Source organism: Proteiniphilum sp. LBM24028 (assembly GCF_056629195.1).
Map to the genome: position 1 here is coordinate 2,964,602 of NZ_CM152817.1, position 20,043 is coordinate 2,984,644.

Here is a 20,043-nt window from a genome sequence, read left to right on the forward strand (position 1 = left end):
TAAATAATGACCTAAATGAATGAAAAATGAAAAGAAAAATCTTTAGTCTATGGAAAGGATCTCTATTCATCGTATCAATATGGATGATTTCCTTGTCAATGCTTGCACAAAATTTAACCGTTAATGGAATAGTAAATGACACTAATGGAACACCCTTAATTGGTGTAACTATTCAATTACAAGGTGAAAACACAGGTACAATTACGAATATCGATGGCAATTTCACTCTTATGAATGTTCCTCCAAATGCGATTTTGGAAGTTACATATGTTGGAATGAATCCACAAAGCATACAACTAGCAGGGAGGTCATTTCTTCGTATCATCATGGAAGAGGATACTGAACTATTGGAAGAAGTGGTTGTCGTTGGATATGGCACACAAAAAAAGATTCATATGACTGGTGCTGTATCACAAGTTGCAGGAGAGCTTCTAAAAAAGGCTCCTACTGGAAATATTTCGGCTATCATGCAAGGACGTATACCAGGATTAATTTCAAAACAGCAGAGTGGACAGCCCGGAAATGATGGTGCTAACTTATACATCCGAGGGGTTGGTTCTGGAAGTATTCTTTATGTTATTGATGGGGTTCAAAGCGATTTTTTCCCAAACCTTGTAGCTGATGAGATTGAGTCAATCACAATCTTAAAAGATGCCGCAAGTCAAGCGGTATTTGGTTTGAGAGGATCAGGGGGAGTAGTTGTAGTCACAACAAAAAGAGGGGATGCTGATAAACCGACAATTAATTTCAGTTCATCTCTTTCCTTGTCTCAGAATGCAAATTTCCCTAAATTCCTAAATGGATTGGAATATATGACTTGGTATAATAAGGCACAAGAGTTAGATGGAGTACCGGAAGTGAGCTGGAGATTCTCAACTGAGGAGATAGAAAAAGTAAAAAGTGGAGATCCGGATGATGTGTATGGCAATACAGATTGGTTTGATTTGCTATTCAACAATACAGCACCATCTACCAGTAACACTTTAAGTATATCTGGTAAGAGTAATAAAATAAACTATTACGGAATGTTTGATGCATATAATCAACAAGGGATTATAGATCGAACATCTTATGACAGGTATTCGGCTCGCCTAAATCTTGACATGAATGTAACAGATGATTTTAAAGCATCCATGTCTTTAACAGCCAGGCGTAATGAAGCAAAAGAACCCGGATTATCTGCATCAGGTAGTGGTTATGCTGCAATTCTCCCACAAGCAATGTTGACATACCCTTTCCTAAAGCCATACAACACGGATGGAGAACCAATTGCGAGCTATAACACTGAAGGAAATGGTGACAATCACCCACTTGCCGCAAGAGATCTTTCAGGTCAAAAAATAACAAGGGGAAACACCTTGGATGCTCAATCTAGGATTGATTATAGTGTTCCATTTATTCCCGGTTTAAAAATCTCACTTGATGGTGCATATAAAAAATCCGACAACATGATCAAGATTGAAGGATTACCTTATTACGTACAAGTATATAATCAACAAGCCAAAACTTGGAATAAGCAATATTCACGTGCCAGAAGTTCAGGGATTGCGAGTGTTCAGCAATGGTTTACCGAAAGAGAAATATTTAATGTGCGTCCAGAAATACACTACAATAAGAAGATTCAAAAACATGAACTCTCTTCTCTCTTTTTCTATGAATACAGAAGAATACAAGATACCAGCATGTCAGTGGGTAAGCGAGGTTATCCGGTAGAAGATATCATGGATATCAATTTTGGTGAGGAAATACAAGAAGACCTCATTGGAGGTGGACATGCACTAGCCAGAGAAGCTGGTTATGGTGTACGAATCAATTACGCATATGCAGACAAATATTTAGCTGAATTTGTAGGAAGATACGATGCCTCAGTTTATTTACCAAGTGAAACGAGGTGGGGCTTTTTCCCAGGTGTATCATTGGGATGGAGAATCTCAGAAGAGTCGTTCTTTAAAGACCGTTTTAATTCCTTTGTTGACAACCTTAAAATCAGAACTTCATATGGCAGACTTGGTAATGATGCAGGAATGGGTTATACCTATTTTTCAACCGCCCATCTTAGCCAGAATAATGAAGTTATGATTGGTAATATGCTACAAAAATATTTGAATGTAGGAGGGGTGCCCAACTATGGACTCAGGTGGCCTGTAAAGGATGATTGGAATCTCGGATTTGAAACAATGCTCTGGAAAGGGCTATTGGGTATTGAATTTGATATTTTTCACTCTCTGTGGAGCCACCAATACAGCTCTGTGGCCGATTTTCCACCATCAATGGGAGGATTCTATCCAAGCAGAATTAACTTCGGAAAGACTGAAAATAGAGGGCTTGAGTTAATGTTGTCCCACAAACATAAAATTGGAGATTTCAATTATAATGTAAGAAGCAATCTAACGTGGGCAAGAAACAAAGTGCTAAAACTATCACAAGACCCGTACAAGACAAAATATACCTCATCAATAGGAAAGCCCACAGGGCAAATTTGGGGTTTCATTGCGGAAGGATTGTTTCAATCACAAGAAGAGTTGGATGAAAGTGCTGTTTTTGGTCCCACCAAAGTTGGTGACATCAAATTGAAAGATATCAACGGAGATGGACGAATTACATTCGAACAAGATCAGGTACCAATTGGTCGAAGTAGCATTCCGGAAATGATTTTTGGCATTGACCTCGGTGGGCAATACAAGAACTTTGATTTTAACATGTTCCTCCAGGGTGCATCTCTTTTTGATGTAGAAGTAGCCGGGTTGTACACAGATAGAGGATTCAAAGATCATACATTCTACACTAGACCATTCTTTGCCGGTGGGAACTCCCCAAGAGAGTTAATTGAGAATTCATGGACACCCGAGAATCCTAATGCAAAGTATCCCCGATTAGGAATTGAGCTTAGATCCAATGGTTCCGCACACTCTTCCCTTTATGTGCAGGATGGCACTTATCTACGATTGAAATCAGCTCAAATTGGCTATAACATTCCCAAAAACATAGTCAACAACATGGGTGCTCAGAATCTAAGATTCTACATATCTGGTACCAATCTATTCACCTTGTCAGGTCTGGATTTCGGATTGGATCCTGAAATGCCGAGCGTGAACCAGGGATATTATCCCCCGCAGAGAATCTATGAATTCGGACTAAATCTAACATTTTAATGATATGAAAAAAGATAGTATAAAAATACTCACTGGAACGATATTGGGATTTATCGTATTATATCTATCCAGTTGTTCTATGGAGCCTGAGTTGACAGATCAATATACTTCTGAGACTCCATGGAGAAATGAAAAGAACCTGGAATTGTATTTAAATTCTTTTTACGGACTCCTGGGAACTACATCCTACTATACCCCCAATGTCTCTGACGACGGGTACAGCGATGTAATCAAATTCAATCAGGAGATCGACGGACATAACCTGTTTGTATTCAATACGAATCCTGTAACACCTTCAAACAATCCTTTGGACAACTGGTCATGGGGGCACAATTGGGTCATTGCATGTAATCGGTTTATTGATGGACTTCACACGCATGGAGGGCATTTTCCGGAAGAGGTACAACTGAGAGCAGAAGCGGAAGCCCGTTTTTTCCGTGCTCATGTATATTTTATGATGGCTCGACGATTTGGTGGAAGAGTTGTCATCCATAGAGATCTGCCAGACATGAACATCAAAGATCGAAAACTTTCGGAATCTGATGAGTGCTGGGATTTTATTGCGGAAGATCTTGACTTTGCAGCAGAACATTTGCCTCTTACTGCCGCGAAAGGCAAATTGGTTAAAGGAGGTGCATACGGTCTTAAAGCAAGAGCAATGCTCTATGCCAAACGTTGGAAAACTGCTTCAGATGCAGCAAAAAAGGTCATAGATCTAAATTTGTATGAGCTATACCCCAACTATGGCGATCTATTTAAGATGGAACGGGGAAAGAATGATGCCAACAACAAGGAAAGCATCCTGGAGGTAGGTTATAGTGCACCGGATTTTGGCTATAGTTTCGACTATTTTTATTCACCTAAAGGTGATGGTGGATATGCTGAAGTTGCACCGACTGAAAATCTGGTAATGAATTATCTGATTAAGGATGAAAGCGGAGAATTTGTTGAATTCGACTGGAATAACCCTGCACATGCGGCTGATCCATACAAAAACAGAGAACCCCGTTTTTACCAAACAGTTTTGTACAATGGTGCTGAATGGAAAGATCGTGTTATTGAGACCTTCGAAGGTGGCAGAGATGCAATGACACAAGGTGCCGGAGGAACAACAACCGGTTATTATCTAAGAAAATTATTTGATGAGAGTCAAAGAGGAGGCTTTGATAGATCGGGCTTGACACTTTATTATTTACGTTATGCCGAAGTTTTGTTAATATATGCTGAAGCGATGGCTGAACAAAATGATCTTGAAACAGCATTTTCTTATCTGAATGAAGTAAGAGTGAGAGGCGGATTGAAATCGCTACCTGTTGGTTCAAAAAATGACTTCCAAAGGGAATTAAGACGTGAGCGAATGATCGAATTAGCTTTTGAGGGGCATCGTTTTTGGGATCTCCGTCGCTGGGGAATTGCAAAAAGTGTATTGAATGGAGTATCCATGAAAGGTGTAAAAACCACTAAAAATCAGGATGGATCTTTTTCATACGAACTCGTTGATTGCGAAAGGAAAAAACGCGTCTACCTGGATAGATATGACACTTTCCCAATCCCTACGTCAGAATTGCAAAAGAACCAATTAGCAGAGCAAACTGATATTTGGAAATAACTTCTTTAATAACAGAACTTATGAAAGAGATATTAATAAAAACATTTTCTATAGTTGCCGTCATGGCCATCATGTTAACTGCATGTGCACCGGAAGAAGAATCGGTTATTGCAAATCAGAAAGATGGCTTAATGAATGTGATGATTAAAATTCCGGGAGAGGACCAGATATATATGGCTACCAAAGCAGGTCCTTATGAAGATGGAGAAACAATTGTTGTCAAGATACCTACTCTTGAAGAAGACCCACTCAATGTTACGGCTTTAAAACCGACTGTTAGTGTAGAAAACAATTGTTTCGTAACACCCGCATTGCCCAATATGGTGGATTTCACAGAACCTTATGAAATCAAAGTAGTCAATGCTTTTGGAGAGGTGAAAACAAACTACATAGAGGTAGTTCCTACTCCCATGCGAACAGTTTTCAAATCATTGTGGTTTAAAAGCTCACAAGATCTGGGAATAGTGAACTCAAACATCTCCGGTATGACTGTTACTAAAGATTACCTTATTGTTCGAAATGGTGATGAAGGTATCCGGCTCTTCAACAGGAATGATGGTAGTTATGTAAAAACACTTACTGCTCCCTACCCTAGTCTTAACATGAGTGTCAAGACAGACGCAGGCGGCAATGTAATTGTTAATAGGTATAATATGTGGGGGGCTGGCTTCAGGGTATTCCTCTACAAAGATGTAAAGAACCTGCCTGATGGCGCAGTAGGAGAAGAGATCCTCGAATATACTCCTTCTGGAATCTTAGTAGGCACGAAGATGTCAGTAACTGGTGATTTGACCTCTGGCAAAGCATACATTTACGCCACTGCTGAAAATGATAAAAACATTTACTATTGGGAATTTATTGATGGAGTCGTTCAATCGAAAACACCTACGATAATCAGTTATGACAATGCTGGATCAAATTGGACCCTTGCATTGGCAAAGAGAAAAAGTATTGCAGATGATTCAGATCTCTATGTATCTTATATGCATTATGATGGAAGTGACAGCGGCACACAAGCCAAAGGAAGTCGATTCGAGATTTTAAGTGCAAATAATCAAAGTCCTATACAAATGGAGAGAAGCAATCATGAGTATAAGATTCTTGGATTTGAAACATTTGAAATCAACAATGAAGAATTTCTGGTACTGACTACCCAGGCATTCTGGGCATGGGATGGTACATACACTCGCATATTTGATATTACGAATAGGGAGATGATTGAACTGAAATCAGGAGATGTAGGCTATGAAAATTTCTTTTTAATGGGCTCAGACATCTATGGAGGCGTAAACTACAATAGGTGGGGTGATGTCTCTGTATTTGTTGACAATTTCAATGCTTACATTTATGTATCTGTTGCTGCTAGTGAACCTGAAAGGGCCGGAGTATTTGCCTATAGAATGATCTACACACCACAGTAATCAAAATTAGTTGTAGTTATGCCGATTCACTTCGGCATAACTACACTTTATTTTTAAAGCAAAGATTGTCACTATAATGAAAAATATAAAACAGATATTTATTAGTTGTTTAACATTATCAATTTTACTATTTTCATGTTCTGAAAAAATTGAGCCACCCATAAACAATGAGGATCCAGATGAAACACCTATTTATCAGGAAAATGCAGAAAACCTCAAAAAAGTGAAGGGCAACTCCATTCAGATTGATCCAATTGTATTTTACTCCTTGAACATTTCTCCCGAGGAGCTGATAAACGACTTGAGAAAGGCTAATATTACCTCGGTACATTTCTTTCTGGTAACTGACTGGGATGGTAGCAAGGATGACGAACTATTGAAACCTGAGTATCTCAAAGCTCTTAAAGAGAATAATATTGCAATTTGGGCTATGTTTATCGGCAATGGAATGTATGGCGGCCAAAGTTTACCAGATGAATGGGAGATGGAATTATTAAAACCCTACCCCGATTCATCAGCTCGTTTTTTCTCGTTCCACAATGACAACTATGTAACATGGCAGGCTGAAAGGGTGAAAAGAGCATTAAAAAACTATGATTTTGCTGGAATAGGTTTTGCCGAGACCTATTTTCCTGAATGGAGGACAATTTACTCCAATGGCTTTTACGGAGATGTGAGTCTTTATGCCAGACAAAAGTTCACAAAAGAATATCTTAAACTTGATCGCTCTGCACTTTCATTTGATGCTATCAGGAATGATCTAACCATGTATCGCAAATGGCAGGATTTCAGAGTTGAGGCAATCTTGAATTTCAATCATAAAATCAAGAACGCCGTTCGGCAAGCAAGTCCTAAAGCCATATTCGCATCTTGGGGCATCGCATTGAGAAACGAATCACTGGGCGAAATAAGAGAACATTTTGGATTGGATATGGTAAGAATAGCAAAAGAAGTGGCCCCGGATATATTCTTTATACAAACATCATCACAGGATTGGCTTGATCCTGCTCTTAAGTCAAATTATTTGAACCAATATGAATATGCAAGAAAAGCCATCCAAAGCGCCAATCCCAATGTCAAAATGGCAATTCAGGCAGATATTGCTTCTCTCTCATACCATAATCCGGGTGTTGGTGTAAGAGTACCAGATTGGTGGATTGGGTTTATGGAATATTCTACTGAAATGGGCTATTACACAAATACTTCATATGAATATGCATTTTGCAAAAAACAAGATCTTTGGATTAATTGAAAATAAAAAAGGAACATGAAATCATATACTTTCATACTATACCTCTTTTTCATAGCGTTCATCTCGTGTGGAAAAGCGACCACTGATACATACAAGACAATTACAGAAGCGGAATTAGAAAATAAGATAAAGGGTGCATGGGCAGGCAAGATGATCGGCGTCATGCAAGGTATTGGCATGGAGTTTCATGCTGTTGGAGAAACATTCCTGGACTCTATCCCCTGGACACCTCAGATGATTGAAGGCGCTCTTGGGGAAGATGATATTTATGGCCAATTGAGCTTTATGGCATCAATGGAGCAGAATGAGGGTTTAAAAACCCCCGTTGCCAAACTTGCGGAAGAGTTTACCCTTGCTCAATTCAATCTTTGTCACGCTAACCTGCAAGCGAGGAAAAACTTTCTGGATGGAATCATGCCACCCCAATCGGGATCTCCAGAATATAACATGCATGCAAATGACATCGACTTCCAAATTGAATCTGATTTTATTGGATTTATCAATCCCGGGATGCCTTACTCCTCTGCCTTGATGGCTGACAGTATTGGACGAATTATGGCATATGGAGATGGGCTCTATGGGGGAATGTTTGTTTCCGGAATGCATGCATTGGCTTTCTTCGAAACGGATGCGAAAGTTGTTGTGGAGAAAGCATTGAAATTAATTCCGGCTGAAAGTGAATATGCCATGGCTATTCAAACCGTGATTGATGGTTACCATGAGAGCCCCGATAATTGGGAGAAAACATGGTTGACAATCCAAGAAAAATGGGGAGAGGCTGATGTTTGTGTTCCTTATCAACCGTTCAATATTGATGCCACCATAAACGGAGCATATATTGCAATGGGCCTGCTGTATGGAGAGAACGATATGGGCAAAACCATTGAAATTGCGATCCGTTGTGGTCAGGATACCGACTGCAACGCAGCCAACGCAGCAGCAGTACTGGGCATTATGCAAGGATATGATTCGATTGAAGATAACTTTAAATCGCATATTCCCAAAATGGCAGATAAGTTGTTTTTACATACTTCCTACTCGTTTAACAAGGTCGTTTCGCAAACATTGAGTTATGCAGTAGAGAATATCCTAAACAATGGTGGAAGCCTCAACAATTATGCGTATCGTGTAAAGCTTCAGGATGCCGTGTTTAGTGGAACTCTGGAACAGTCATTCCCCAATAAGGTGTTGAGTGAGATGGTACAAATGACTAGCCACGACAGGTATACAATTACAGGCGAATGGGAAGATTTCATATATGGCGGTGGAGACGAGGACCTCTATAAGGTGTCTACAAAACCGGGTGACGTTTTTGAGATCGATTTCCATGGTACGGGGATTTCCTTGATGGGAAGCTATAATGTTGATGGTGGAAATGCAATGGCTTATATCAATGGAAAACCATTGAGAGAGTTCAATTGCTATCATCCCAGGGAAGCCGGGAAATGGGCAGCTAACAGGCAACACATTATTCATGTCATGAACCTGGAAGAAGGTAACCACACCTTAAGAATTGAGGTTTTGAATGAAAAACATCCTGAATCTACTGGACATAAAATTTATATCGAAAGAGCAGTAATTTTTTCTAACAGATAGCTGTTACATATCATCACTTCGTTGACAGTTCTAAGTTTCTTAGACGTATCATCACCTCGTTTACAAACCCTATAGGGTTTGGGCCTTCTAAGGAAGGTCATATATCAAGAGATCATTGACATATTGCATATTTTTAAGACAAGGGCATCACAAATTCAAAGTAGTGATAAATCATTTCTTTGTGTTTGACGATCAAAAGATGTTTATCAATTTGGACGATCGCTTCCACATAAGAGTAGACGAGTTTCTCTGACACTTCAAAGGTGCTATTCAAAAGATGAAGCTTCAAGTCACTCCTGATGAATCGGACAAAGATCAGCTGACCTTCTTCGATTACTGGTTTTTTACTCAGGTCTATCCCTCTTTTGAGCTTAGCCAGGTATTTCATCTCTTGGAGCATCTCATTTGGAGATTTGTTGTTTTGCGATGAGTACCTGTGTTCGGCATTGTGAAAGGCTGAGAACTCCATCGCTTTTACCTGCATTTCTTCCAGAGAGGAAAAGTAAGTAGAAAGGAAGTGATTCTGCACTCTTTCATTGAACTTTTCTACAACCCCGTTTCTCCAGGGTTCGGCTGGGGGTATGAAAAGCGGAGTCACGCCATTACTGATAGCCGTCCTTAATAGAAGTCCCAACCCTCTGGGATGCCGGTTGCTACCTCTGAAAGATAACTCGTTATCCATTTGAAGATAGTCCGGCATCTGATACAGGATCCAAAAATCAACCAGACAAGGCACTATAACATTTGCCGATTTATTGGTTATGGGATATACTCCTGCAAGATGGTTATTTTTATCTATAATGGTGAAAATGTAAAACTTAAAACCACCTTTCAGATACCGGGGACCAATCAAGTCCATTTGCTGAACATCATGATAGTGAATCGGATACTCTTTGAAGGTGCCTGTTGAAGTTTTCTTTTTTCTTATCAGATCCTTCTTCTTCAAAACCCTGTTAATGGTTGCGACAGAGGGGGTGGTTATTCCTAACCGTTTCAGTTCGTAGAGAATGCTGATTGCCCCGTTCTGTGAATAAGGATTAGAAGAAAGACGCTTTCTTGCTTCTACAATGGATTGCTCAACATCTAATGGTAAACGTTTCAATTGTACCTTGGGTGCTGTTGACTCATTCTTGTACCAATCGAGAGAGGGGTTGTTCTCATATCTTGAGATCCATTTGTAGACCCATTGGCGGCTTCTCGAGAGGCTTGATGCTATCTTACTGATAGATTCCTTTTTGAGAAACAGATTCACTGCATCTTGTCTTAATTTTTCTTCGCTATCCATAATTTTTTTGATAGCAAAGTATGCAATATTTCAAAGAACACTTTTATTATTTGTCAACGAACTGATGATACAGTTAGACAATTAAATTGTCAACGATCTGATGATACAAAAGTGTCAACGATGTACTGATATTTATCAGATAGCTATTAACAGGATAAAACAGTTCGTTTGTGATATATAGAAACAAAATTGCATATGCTCTATTATTGCTCATCTTACCTTTTATATGTTGTTCAAACAAAGATGACATCGCACCAAGCGATGACAAAAAGCATGATGATTACAAAGATACAGTCTATTTGGAAAACCGGGAGAACCTGCAAAGAGTAAAAGGGAATTCAATTCAGATTGATCCCCTGGTTTTATATTCCCTTGAAATCACTCCTCAGGAGTTGGTTTCAGACTTGAAGAAGGCAAATATCACTTCGGTGCACTACATTGTTGTAAACAAGTGGGACGGGAGTAAAGATGACCAAATTTTCAAGCCTGAATTTCTGGAGGCACTCGAAGAGAATAACATTGCTATTTGGCTCATGCTACCGGGTAACTGCATGTACGACCAGCTTCCCGAAGAGTGGGAGATGGAGTTTGTAAAACCTTATGCTGAAGCTTCTCTTCGTTTCTATTCCTTTCATAACAACGAGTATGTAACGTGGCAGGAAGAACGTGTAAGAAGAGTCTTCGAGAATTATGATTTTGCTGGAATCGGTTTTGCAGAATCGTATTTCCCGGAATGGAGGACTCTCTATACAAATGGTCATTATGGTGATGTAAGTCTGACCGCGAGGAGGAAGTTTACCCGTGAATATTTGGATCTCGATAGATCCGCTTTATCCTTTGATGCAATCAGAAATAACACTGAATGGTACTATAAATGGCAGGATTTTAGGGTTGAGGCTATTACTGATTTCAACCGCAGAATGAAAAATGCTGTCAGGGATGCAAATCCAAAGGCGCTTTTCGCATCGTGGGGTATTGCCGTTGGAAGTGAGCCCTTGGCAGAGATCAGAGAATGGTATGGTCTGGATATGGTTGAAATAGCCAGGGAGGTAAAGCCAGATCTGTTTTTCATACAAACTTCTTATCAGGATTGGGGTAACCCGGCACTACCATATGATTATATTAAAAATTATGAGCATGTGAGAAAGGCAATCCAAGAGGCAAATCCAAATGTGAAACTGGCAGTGCAAGCAGATATTGCATCCCTCTCTTTCCACAACTCTGGTGTAGGGGTAAGGGTTCCGGACTGGTGGTTGGAATTTATGGAACTGTCTACTCGACTCGGATATTATACGAGCACCTCATACGAATATGCATTTTCCAAAAAGCAGGGATTATGGATAGAATGACACACCGATTAAAGATAAAAATCATGTACAAGAATAGACTCACACATACAATCCAGTTACTGCTTCTCATGTTCATTGTTGGATGCAACAATTCAACCAGTGAAAGTAGGAATGGGATACCTCCTGAAATCTCGATTGAAAGGCACGAATTACTGAATAAGATTAAGGGAGGATGGGCAGGAAAAACTATCGGATGTGTCTATGGAGGTCCTGTTGAGTTTCTTTTCAATGGAACAATGATTCAGGAGTACACTCCAATAACATGGAGCTATCGACATGTGGAGCATTATTATGATACGTTTCCCGGGCTTTTTGATGATATTTATGTCAATATCACATTTATGGAAGTGTTCGATCGATTGGGTTTGTCAGCTTCGGCAGATTCTTTCGCAATTGCCTTTGCCAACAAGTCTTATCCGCTATGGCATGCCAACCAGGCGGCCAAGTATAACATCCTACAAGGGATCATGCCTCCCGAATCGGGACATTGGCTTAACAATCCACATGCAGATGATATTGATTACCAGATAGAGTCTGATTTTGCAGGATTGATGTCTCCGGCAATGCCCAACACTGCATCAGACATATCCGACAAGATAGGTCATATCTTTAATTACGGTGATGGTTGGTATGGTGGTGTATTTACAGGAGCAATGTATTCTCTGGCTTTTATATACGACGATCCTGTGCAGATTGTTAAAGAGGCTCTGAAGACTATTCCTGAAAAAAGTGATTTTTATCAATGTGTCAGCACAGTTGTAGAATGTTTTGAACAGAATTCCACAGACTGGGAAAATGCATGGTTTGAGGTTGAAAAGAAATGGAGTGCTGTAGTGGGATGCCCTGACGGTGTTTTTGTTCCCTTGAATATTGATGCGAAAGTGAACAGCGCTTATGTGGCCATTGGCTTACTTTTTGGTGAGGGTGATTTCTTTCAGACAATGGATATTGCCACACGATGTGGACAAGATTCCGATTGTAACGCTGCAACAGCCGTGGGTGTCCTGGGAACGATGATTGGTTATGACAAGATTCCTCAAAAGTGGACTGCAGCATTGGAGAGTGTGGTTGAGAGGAATTTCGAGTATACTGAGACATCGCTGAATGAGCTTTATGCAATGGGACTACGCCATGCACTCCTGGTTATTGAAAGTGAAGGTGGGAAAGTGAATGAAAATTCTGTTACAATTCAGACCCAGGTTCCTCAGCCCGTTCGATACGAAAAATCTTTTGAAGGGCATTATCCAATTGCGATGTTGGAGGTGAATCACCTGCTGAAAGAGACTTTTGAATGTACTTTTGAGGGTATAGGCATTGTCTTTAGAGGTTATGTCACCAGCTCAGATCTCTCATACATGGCCGAGGTGGAAATGTATGTGGATGACCAATTGGTAGAAACTGCCATACTTCCAGCGGCGATGCCAGGTGCAGCTGATAAAAGAAGAACCGATCTGTTCTGGAGGTACCAATTACCAAATCGCACACATAAAGTCCAATTTAAATGGCTGAATCCTGACGACGAGGCAAACATCTACTTCGGTAAAGCCCTTATTTATTCAGACTCATATTCTTAAAACGAAATTCAAGGAAACAACATATACCGGACACGGTGATTAACTAAACTTAAAGTTCTAAACGCAATGAACATTCATTACTGTAAGAAAATCGCATTTATTCTTCTTGTTGTGATACTGCCCAATTTCAGTTTCGCACAAAAGAACAGGATAGGGCTCACACTTATTCCTCCTAGCCCGGTAACAAATAAGGTAGATATTGACATCAGGGCCGGAATCGTCAACTACGAATCCCAACCAAACGATTTTGAAGTCTACATATACCTGAACAAGGAAGACAAGGAGTCACTCCTTCACTATTCAAAACCTTATATAAAAGCAAACGCGGGACACAAGGTACAAGTTATCTTACCAACCTCCGACAAGGTCGGGATGAATAAGGTGATACTGAAAGTTAAATCGAATGGAGAGGTCTACAGTGAAACCAGGGGACTCGAGATTATTGAGTCTGAAACCCGTTCAACCCGCCAGATAGATGGAGCATGGGCCGGTATTTACCACTGGAGCGAAACAGAAGGCAAGCATTGGAATAAGGATATTGCAAAAATGACCGATGCCCAATGGCGGGAGCTGGTACGTTCGATGAACAGCATAGAAATGAATATGATCGTCATTCAAGAGGTATTCCGGAATGAAGAATATGTAGGCAAGCACTCCTTGACCGTCGATAATTATGAGGGAAAGGCTTTTTATCCCTCCAACCTGTATCCGGGCAGGATGCCTATAGCGGCGAATGATCCTATTGAGGCAATACTCTCTGAGGCAGACAAACATAACATGTCGGTCATGGTCGGCGTGGGAATGTTTGCCTGGTTTGATTTCACTCCTGAATCGCTCGAGTGGCATAAACGGGTAGCAAAGGAACTTTGGGATAAATATGGACATCATCCTTCTTTCTATGCATTCTATGTCTCTGAAGAGAGCGGGGGAAGCCTCGACAACTGGGAGACGACAGAAGAAGGCCAGATAATGCGCAAACGGCAAATTGTAGAGTTCTTCAGGGCTTTCAAGGAATATTGCAATACGCTGGCACCCGAGAAACCGATTATGCTCGCAACAAACAGCATGGGAATTCTACAAGGGAAAGATACATACCCGGCTCTTTTGCAAAATCTCGACATACTCTGTCCTTTCGGATTTGCCCGTATGCCCGAGGGTGACCTCTCAGGAAAAGAAGCGGCAACAATACTGCAGCAACTGTGTGATGATGCAGGTTCTCACCTTTGGTTCGATCTTGAAACTTTTCTGTTCAATCCCGATCAGTCGTTGTACCCAAGACCCATGGAGGAGATCATTCATGATTTGACACTTTTTGATAACTTTGAAAAAATATTATGCTACCAATATCCAGGGGTCTTCAGTGATCCCAATGCTTCAATAAGAGTTGGAGAAGAAAGAACAGTGAAGTTGTTCAAGGATTACAAGGCCTATCTGGATAAGCTAAAAAAGAAGAGAGCGAATAAAAATAGGAATTAAATTCAATACCAACAGGAAATCGATATGAATTACAACATCAACCGCATCGTTTTATCAATATTGGGCTTATGCCTTTTGAGTCTATCCATCATAGGTCAAACCAAACCGGTGAGAGGGACATGGATAAACCTCCCCTACCAGGATGTAAGGAATAAATATATGAATCCAGCCCATGTGGATTATTTATCTGCTGAATTCTGGGAGACAAAGATCAGCGAGTTATCTGAATTTGGCATTGAATATATCGTGATCATGGCCGTGGCCAACGATCGGGAATCGTTTTATCCTTCCGATTTTATGGAGCCAGCTTACATCAAGGGGAACAAAAGTCCCGTTGAAGCCATCATGGAGACGGCTGACAAACACAATATGAAAGTATTCATGAGTTCCGGATGGGCCGTAGATCAAGACGATGACATAAGAAAACCAGAGATTAAAGAAACGCAAGAAAAAATAATGGTAGAAACGGCAGCAAAGTTCAAACATCATAAATCATTCTTTGGCTGGTACCTCCCTGTTGAAGACTCTTTTGAACCGTACTTGCCGGATCATGCCGTAGAGGCTGTGAATAAATTAACTCACAAAGCAAAATCTTTAACGCCCGGGAAACAAGTCATGATTTCACCCTATGGGCTATGCTATGCCGATATCAACCACAAAAAATTTGCAGAACAGATAAAAAGACTTAAGGTTGATATCATCGCATATCAGGATGAGGTTGGGTGCGTAAGGGAGCCAATGCCCATGAAACGAATGAAAGAGAACTTCGCGAAACTTGGGGAAATACACAAGGAAACAAATATCCGGTTTTGGGCAAATGTTGAATCTTTTACGTGGGAGAAGAGAAACAATGATCGGGAATCGGCACTCATACCGGCAGCATTCCCTCGTTATCTGTCTCAAATTACAGGAGTAAGCCTTGCGGGAGCTGAAGAAGTGATTAGCTTCTCTGTATATGGCATTTTCGACAAGCCAGATTCCGAGATGCCTATCGGGCAACCCTGTTACTCGGCTAAAGCATACCAGGATTACATGGATTGGAATTCGGGAGTGGGCAGATGGAAATTACTGGAAGCGACCTTCAAGGGAGCTGTCACTCATCAAGGTGTCAACAGGAAAGTATCTTCAAGTAAATCTATCAGAGGAACAAAACAATTAACGGATAGCAAACTGGGAGAAGAAACAACTGAAGATAAGGAATGGGTTGACTTTGGCAACAAATCAATGGATATCGTCATTGACCTTGGAAAGGTGACCCAAATCAAGTCGCTCGCTGGACGTTTTCTCCATTACAACAAACAATCTGTTGCATTACCGTCAATGGTCCATTTCTATGTTTCGAGTGACAATAAAAATTTCGTAAAAATCAACTCCGTCGCGATGGAGGCATCCAAAAACGACAGATTCGATTGCTGGATAGATATCGCCTCAATTGAAAATATTGGAGTTTCTGGGAGATACGTTAAAGTTGAAGCTGATGCCAGAGAGAATTCCAACATATTTTGTGACGAAATTTTCATCAATCCAAACATGTAAAACATGAACAAGGTAATCTATCTTTACATTTCAATTTTCACAATACTTTTTTCCTCACTTGCTCGTTCCGGCTCAGATGAATTTCGTGAAAGCAACAAACTGCAAAGGGCAAAAGGAAATTCAATACAAATTGACCCCACTGTATTGTACTCATCTGGCATAACACCCGAAGAGCTTATTGCCGATCTGAAGAAGGCCAACATAACATCAGTACATTATTTTATTGTAAGCGAATGGGATGGCAGCAAAAACGACCAGCTGTTCAAAGAAGAGTATATAAATGCTCTTGAAGAGAACAATATCGGCATCTGGCTCATGGTTCTTGGAAATTGTTTTTATGGAGATACTTCGTTGCCGGAAGAGTGGAAAATGGAGTTGCTCTCGCCATACCCCGGCAATGTCAATTTCTATTCATTTCACAATGAAGATTTTGTCGACTGGCAGGTGGAAAGAGTGAAACGTATCATCAAGAATTATCCTTATCTGTTAGGCATTGAATTTGCCGAATCATATTTCCCTGAATGGAAGACCATTCATAACAATGGTTTTTATGGTGATGTGAGTACAAATGCAAGGACAATATTTACAGAAAAATATTTGAATGGTCACCACGAGATTCCTACATTCAACGAAATTAGAAGTGACAGCATGTTATATCAACACTGGCAGGATTTCAGAGTCGATGCCATTGTCAATTTCAACCTCAGAATTAAGCAAGCAATCAAATCCGAGAATCCTGACATGCTCTTTGCTACTTGGGGAATGGGAATGCGGAATGCGAAGCTGATGGAGATCCGGGAACACTTTGGATTGGATATGATACGGCTTGCAAGTGAAGTAAAACCTGATATCCTTTATATTCAAACTTCCGCACAGGATTGGGGAGATCCGACACTTACACCCCAATATCTCAAGGATTATGATTATATTGTTGATGCCCTTAAAAGTGCCAATCCGGAAATTCGTCTGGGAGTGCAGACTGACATAGCATCGCTTTCCTACCACGACGATTCAGTCCCAAAGCGCGATGGTGAATGGTGGAATGAATTCATGGAATTGTCGAACGCTGTAGGGTATTTCACCAATACAGCTTATGAATATGCTTTTTATAAAAAACAGGGATTATGGGTAGGAAAATAAAATATTGTATCCAACCAAACTACGTTATACTGAGTTTGAGAGTTTCAATAATTGCACTTATCAGTATCGCTATTTACTCATTTACAACCATTTCCCCAGACAACGAAAGGGTACATGGAAAGGTATATGCAGAACAGGGAGGGCTCACCGACGTAGTGGTCACCGACGGCTACAACTGCATAACTACAAGTGATGACGGCTCATTCAGTCTTATCCCTCATCCTGATGCATCATTCATCTATATCTCCACACCAAGGGGATACCTTCCCGATAATGAAAATCAAGTGCCACTCTTTTACATCCCGATAGACAATAAAAAGAAGCAATATGATTTTTCATTGAAGATGAATCCGGTAGATGATACAAGACAATTACTTCTTGTTAATTCAGATCCTCAATTTCACAGGGAAGAGAATTTCTTGCGCTATGCCGGTGTGGTCAATGACATGCTGGAATTGAAGAAAGAATATGCCGGGCGAGATATTCTCGGTATGGATTGTGGTGACCTTGTAGGTGACAAACCTGAGCTCTATCCCCTCTATATTGAACACCTTGGTCAGACAGGTATTCCTTTTTATCGAACACCTGGCAACCATGACCTTCAATATGGCGGTCGAACTACTGAGACCTCCACTGAAAGGTATGAGAAAATTTTCGGACCTGATCACTACTCATTCAATAGGGGAGATATTCATTATATTGTGCTGAACAATGTCTTTTATGTGGGAAGGGAGTATTTCTACATGGGTTACATCGATGAGAAAACTTTCAGTTGGTTGGAGCAGGATCTGGCACATGTGCCGGAAGGATCTACCCTCATACTCTCAATGCACATCCCCGGTCGTCTCGATGAAGAGGTGAAACCATTCCAATACGACTCACGTACCATCAACTCACAAACAATCAATTTCTCATCACTGTTCGAGATGTTGAAACCTTTTAAGGTCCACCTCTTCACTGGACACATGCATTACAACAGAAATATGATTCACTCCGACAACTTCTACGAACATAATACTGGTGCAATCTCGGGTGCATGGTGGCAGGGCAACTACTGTCTGGATGGAACACCCCTGGGGTATGGTGTGTATGAGATTGATGGAACTGAAATAACCTGGTACTTTAAAAGCGTGGAACATGACCGTATGCATCAGATGAGGGTCTATGCTCCCAATACGACACGCCTGTATGACAAAGATGTGGTCGTGAATATTTGGAACTGGGACAAAAACTGGCGTGTCGAATGGCATGAAGATGGGGTTAAAATGGGAGAGATGACTCGTTTCGAAGGTCTTGACCCGGAAGTAGAAAAGGATTACAGTGACAAGGAAAAACTGGAGTTCAACTGGATTGCACCCATAAAAACGGATCACATGTTTCGTGCTACTCCTGTGAAACAGGACTCCGAAATAACCATCGTTGCAATTGATCCTTTTGACAACGTGTATGTTGAAACCATTTCACGGTAGTTTGTAGTAAAATATTGATGATCGTATGCGAATCATCCAGGAAATGTAAATTGAACAATATGAATAGAGATAAGAACACCCGTCGCGATTTTATCAAAAAGGCAGCACTTGCCGGTGCTTCCATTGCCGCCACATCCGGTCTGACGGCCTGTGCAAGCAACGAACGTCAGGACAGTGCCACCCATTTACCGCTTGCGGTTCGTAAAGATGACTCACTGAAGAGCACGCTGATCGTACCCCGGAACAACGGGTTGCAGATCACCGGCGCCTTCCTCGATGAGATCTCACATGACATCCCCCACCAGAACTGGGGTGAAGCGGAGTGGGACCTTGATTTCCAGTACATGAAAGCTATCGGCATCGATACGGTGATCATGATCCGCTCGGGATACAGGAAATTCATCACCTACCCCTCCAAATACCTCTTGGAGAAGGGATGCTACATGCCCTCGGTGGACCTACTCGACCTCTTCCTTCGCCTGGCCGAGAAACATGGCATGAAGTTCTACTTCGGCCTCTACGACTCGGGGCACTACTGGACCACCGGCGACATGAGCCACGAGATCGAGGACAACCGCTACGTGATCGACGAGGTGTGGAAAAACTACGGGGAGAAGTACAAGAGCTTCGGGGGCTGGTATGTCAGCGGAGAGATCAGCCGCGCCACCAAGGGGGCAATCGGAGCCTTTCACGTCATGGGCAAGCAGTGCAAGGAGGTATCGGGCGGATTGCCCACCTTCATCTCCCCCTGGATAGACGGCAAGAAGGCGGTCGCGGCCAGCGGATCCTCCCTCTCGAAAGAGGAGGTGGTATCGGTGCAGCAGCACGAGAAGGAGTGGGACGAGATCTTCGCCGGCATCCACGAGGTGGTAGATGCCGTCGCCTTTCAGGACGGGCACATCGACTACAACGAGCTGGATGCCTTCTTCGAGGTGAACAAGAAGCTGGCAGACCGCTACGGCATGGAGTGCTGGACCAATGCCGAGACATTCGACCGGGACATGCCCATCAAGTTCCTCCCCATCAAGTTCGACAAGCTGCGCCTCAAGCTGGAGGCTGCCAAACGGGCCAACTATTTGAAAGCTATCACCTTCGAATTCTCTCACTTCATGAGCCCCCAGTCGGCTTACATCCAGGCTGGACACCTCTACAACCGTTACAGGGAATATTTTAATTGCTAAATT

At 41.4% G+C, this 20,043-nt stretch carries 13 protein-coding genes; 12 read left to right on the top strand and 1 reads right to left on the bottom strand.

Translation table 11 applies throughout. The features are described 5' to 3' along the window. The first annotated feature begins 26 nt into the window (after positions 1–26). The 5 genes from AC1HCU_RS11935 to AC1HCU_RS11955 all read left to right on the top strand — a co-directional run bounded on the left by AC1HCU_RS11935 (position 27) and on the right by AC1HCU_RS11955 (position 9,030). Positions 27–3,152 (top strand): SusC/RagA family TonB-linked outer membrane protein, encoded by a 3,126-nt coding sequence (locus tag AC1HCU_RS11935; protein ID WP_480366253.1) that lies wholly within the window; start codon positions 27–29, stop codon positions 3,150–3,152. 4 nt (positions 3,153–3,156) lie between these two features. Continuing rightward, positions 3,157–4,761 (top strand): RagB/SusD family nutrient uptake outer membrane protein, encoded by a 1,605-nt coding sequence (locus AC1HCU_RS11940; protein ID WP_480366255.1) that lies wholly within the window; start codon positions 3,157–3,159, stop codon positions 4,759–4,761. A gap of 20 nt (positions 4,762–4,781) precedes the next feature. After that, the gene (locus tag AC1HCU_RS11945; protein WP_480366256.1) at positions 4,782–6,182 is read left to right on the top strand and encodes a DUF5018 domain-containing protein; all 1,401 of its coding nucleotides are present in this window, start codon (positions 4,782–4,784) and stop codon (positions 6,180–6,182) included. Between the two features lie 76 nt (positions 6,183–6,258). Beyond that, the gene (locus AC1HCU_RS11950; RefSeq protein ID WP_480366258.1) at positions 6,259–7,434 is read left to right on the top strand and encodes a hypothetical protein; all 1,176 of its coding nucleotides are present in this window, start codon (positions 6,259–6,261) and stop codon (positions 7,432–7,434) included. Positions 7,435–7,449: 15 nt separating this feature from the next. Next, positions 7,450–9,030: an ADP-ribosylglycohydrolase family protein gene (locus tag AC1HCU_RS11955; protein ID WP_480366260.1), complete on the top strand. Its 1,581-nt coding sequence runs from the start codon at positions 7,450–7,452 to the stop codon at positions 9,028–9,030. Between the two features lie 133 nt (positions 9,031–9,163). On the opposite strand, the gene AC1HCU_RS11960 is transcribed toward AC1HCU_RS11955, so the two are convergent. After that, positions 9,164–10,315, bottom strand: coding sequence for an integrase core domain-containing protein (locus tag AC1HCU_RS11960; protein WP_480366261.1), 1,152 nt, complete (start codon positions 10,313–10,315; stop codon positions 9,164–9,166). Between the two features lie 170 nt (positions 10,316–10,485). Here AC1HCU_RS11960 and AC1HCU_RS11965 point away from each other — a divergent pair, with 170 nt between their 5' ends. The 7 genes from AC1HCU_RS11965 (at position 10,486) to AC1HCU_RS11995 (ending at position 20,040) form a co-directional block, all read left to right on the top strand. Beyond that, positions 10,486–11,664 (top strand): hypothetical protein, encoded by a 1,179-nt coding sequence (locus AC1HCU_RS11965; RefSeq protein ID WP_480366262.1) that lies wholly within the window; start codon positions 10,486–10,488, stop codon positions 11,662–11,664. Positions 11,665–11,687: 23 nt separating this feature from the next. Next, entirely contained in the window at positions 11,688–13,238 is a 1,551-nt protein-coding gene (locus tag AC1HCU_RS11970; RefSeq protein ID WP_480366264.1) for an ADP-ribosylglycohydrolase family protein, read from the top strand. Between the two features lie 66 nt (positions 13,239–13,304). After that, a complete protein-coding gene (locus tag AC1HCU_RS11975; protein WP_480366266.1) occupies positions 13,305–14,714 on the top strand; it encodes a DUF4434 domain-containing protein in 1,410 nt (469 codons plus the stop codon). Between the two features lie 24 nt (positions 14,715–14,738). Then, positions 14,739–16,250, top strand: coding sequence for a DUF4434 domain-containing protein (locus tag AC1HCU_RS11980; protein ID WP_480366267.1), 1,512 nt, complete (start codon positions 14,739–14,741; stop codon positions 16,248–16,250). A gap of 3 nt (positions 16,251–16,253) precedes the next feature. Beyond that, a complete protein-coding gene (locus AC1HCU_RS11985; RefSeq protein WP_480366268.1) occupies positions 16,254–17,390 on the top strand; it encodes a hypothetical protein in 1,137 nt (378 codons plus the stop codon). Beyond that, the gene (locus AC1HCU_RS11990; protein WP_480366269.1) at positions 17,375–18,859 is read left to right on the top strand and encodes a calcineurin-like phosphoesterase C-terminal domain-containing protein; all 1,485 of its coding nucleotides are present in this window, start codon (positions 17,375–17,377) and stop codon (positions 18,857–18,859) included. The genes AC1HCU_RS11985 and AC1HCU_RS11990 overlap by 16 nt, the downstream gene beginning before the upstream one ends. 59 nt (positions 18,860–18,918) lie before the next feature. After that, positions 18,919–20,040 carry a DUF4434 domain-containing protein gene (locus AC1HCU_RS11995; protein WP_480371177.1) on the top strand — a complete coding sequence of 374 codons (1,122 nt, stop codon included), beginning with the start codon at positions 18,919–18,921 and terminating at the stop codon, positions 20,038–20,040. Positions 20,041–20,043: the final 3 nt, after the last annotated feature.

Bases quoted from the DNA above. Each gene is read 5' to 3' on its own strand.
- AC1HCU_RS11995 (WP_480371177.1), top strand. From the start codon at position 18,919: ATGAATAGAGATAAGAACACCCGTCGCGATTTTATCAAAAAGGCAGCA.
- AC1HCU_RS11945 (WP_480366256.1), top strand. From the start codon at position 4,782: ATGAAAGAGATATTAATAAAAACATTTTCTATAGTTGCCGTCATGGCC.
- AC1HCU_RS11940 (WP_480366255.1), top strand. From the start codon at position 3,157: ATGAAAAAAGATAGTATAAAAATACTCACTGGAACGATATTGGGATTT.
- AC1HCU_RS11955 (WP_480366260.1), top strand. From the start codon at position 7,450: ATGAAATCATATACTTTCATACTATACCTCTTTTTCATAGCGTTCATC.
- AC1HCU_RS11935 (WP_480366253.1), top strand. From the start codon at position 27: ATGAAAAGAAAAATCTTTAGTCTATGGAAAGGATCTCTATTCATCGTA.
- AC1HCU_RS11990 (WP_480366269.1), top strand. From the start codon at position 17,375: ATGGGTAGGAAAATAAAATATTGTATCCAACCAAACTACGTTATACTG.
- AC1HCU_RS11960 (WP_480366261.1), bottom strand. From the start codon at position 10,315: ATGGATAGCGAAGAAAAATTAAGACAAGATGCAGTGAATCTGTTTCTC.
- AC1HCU_RS11970 (WP_480366264.1), top strand. From the start codon at position 11,688: ATGTACAAGAATAGACTCACACATACAATCCAGTTACTGCTTCTCATG.
- AC1HCU_RS11975 (WP_480366266.1), top strand. From the start codon at position 13,305: ATGAACATTCATTACTGTAAGAAAATCGCATTTATTCTTCTTGTTGTG.
- AC1HCU_RS11985 (WP_480366268.1), top strand. From the start codon at position 16,254: ATGAACAAGGTAATCTATCTTTACATTTCAATTTTCACAATACTTTTT.
- AC1HCU_RS11950 (WP_480366258.1), top strand. From the start codon at position 6,259: ATGAAAAATATAAAACAGATATTTATTAGTTGTTTAACATTATCAATT.
- AC1HCU_RS11980 (WP_480366267.1), top strand. From the start codon at position 14,739: ATGAATTACAACATCAACCGCATCGTTTTATCAATATTGGGCTTATGC.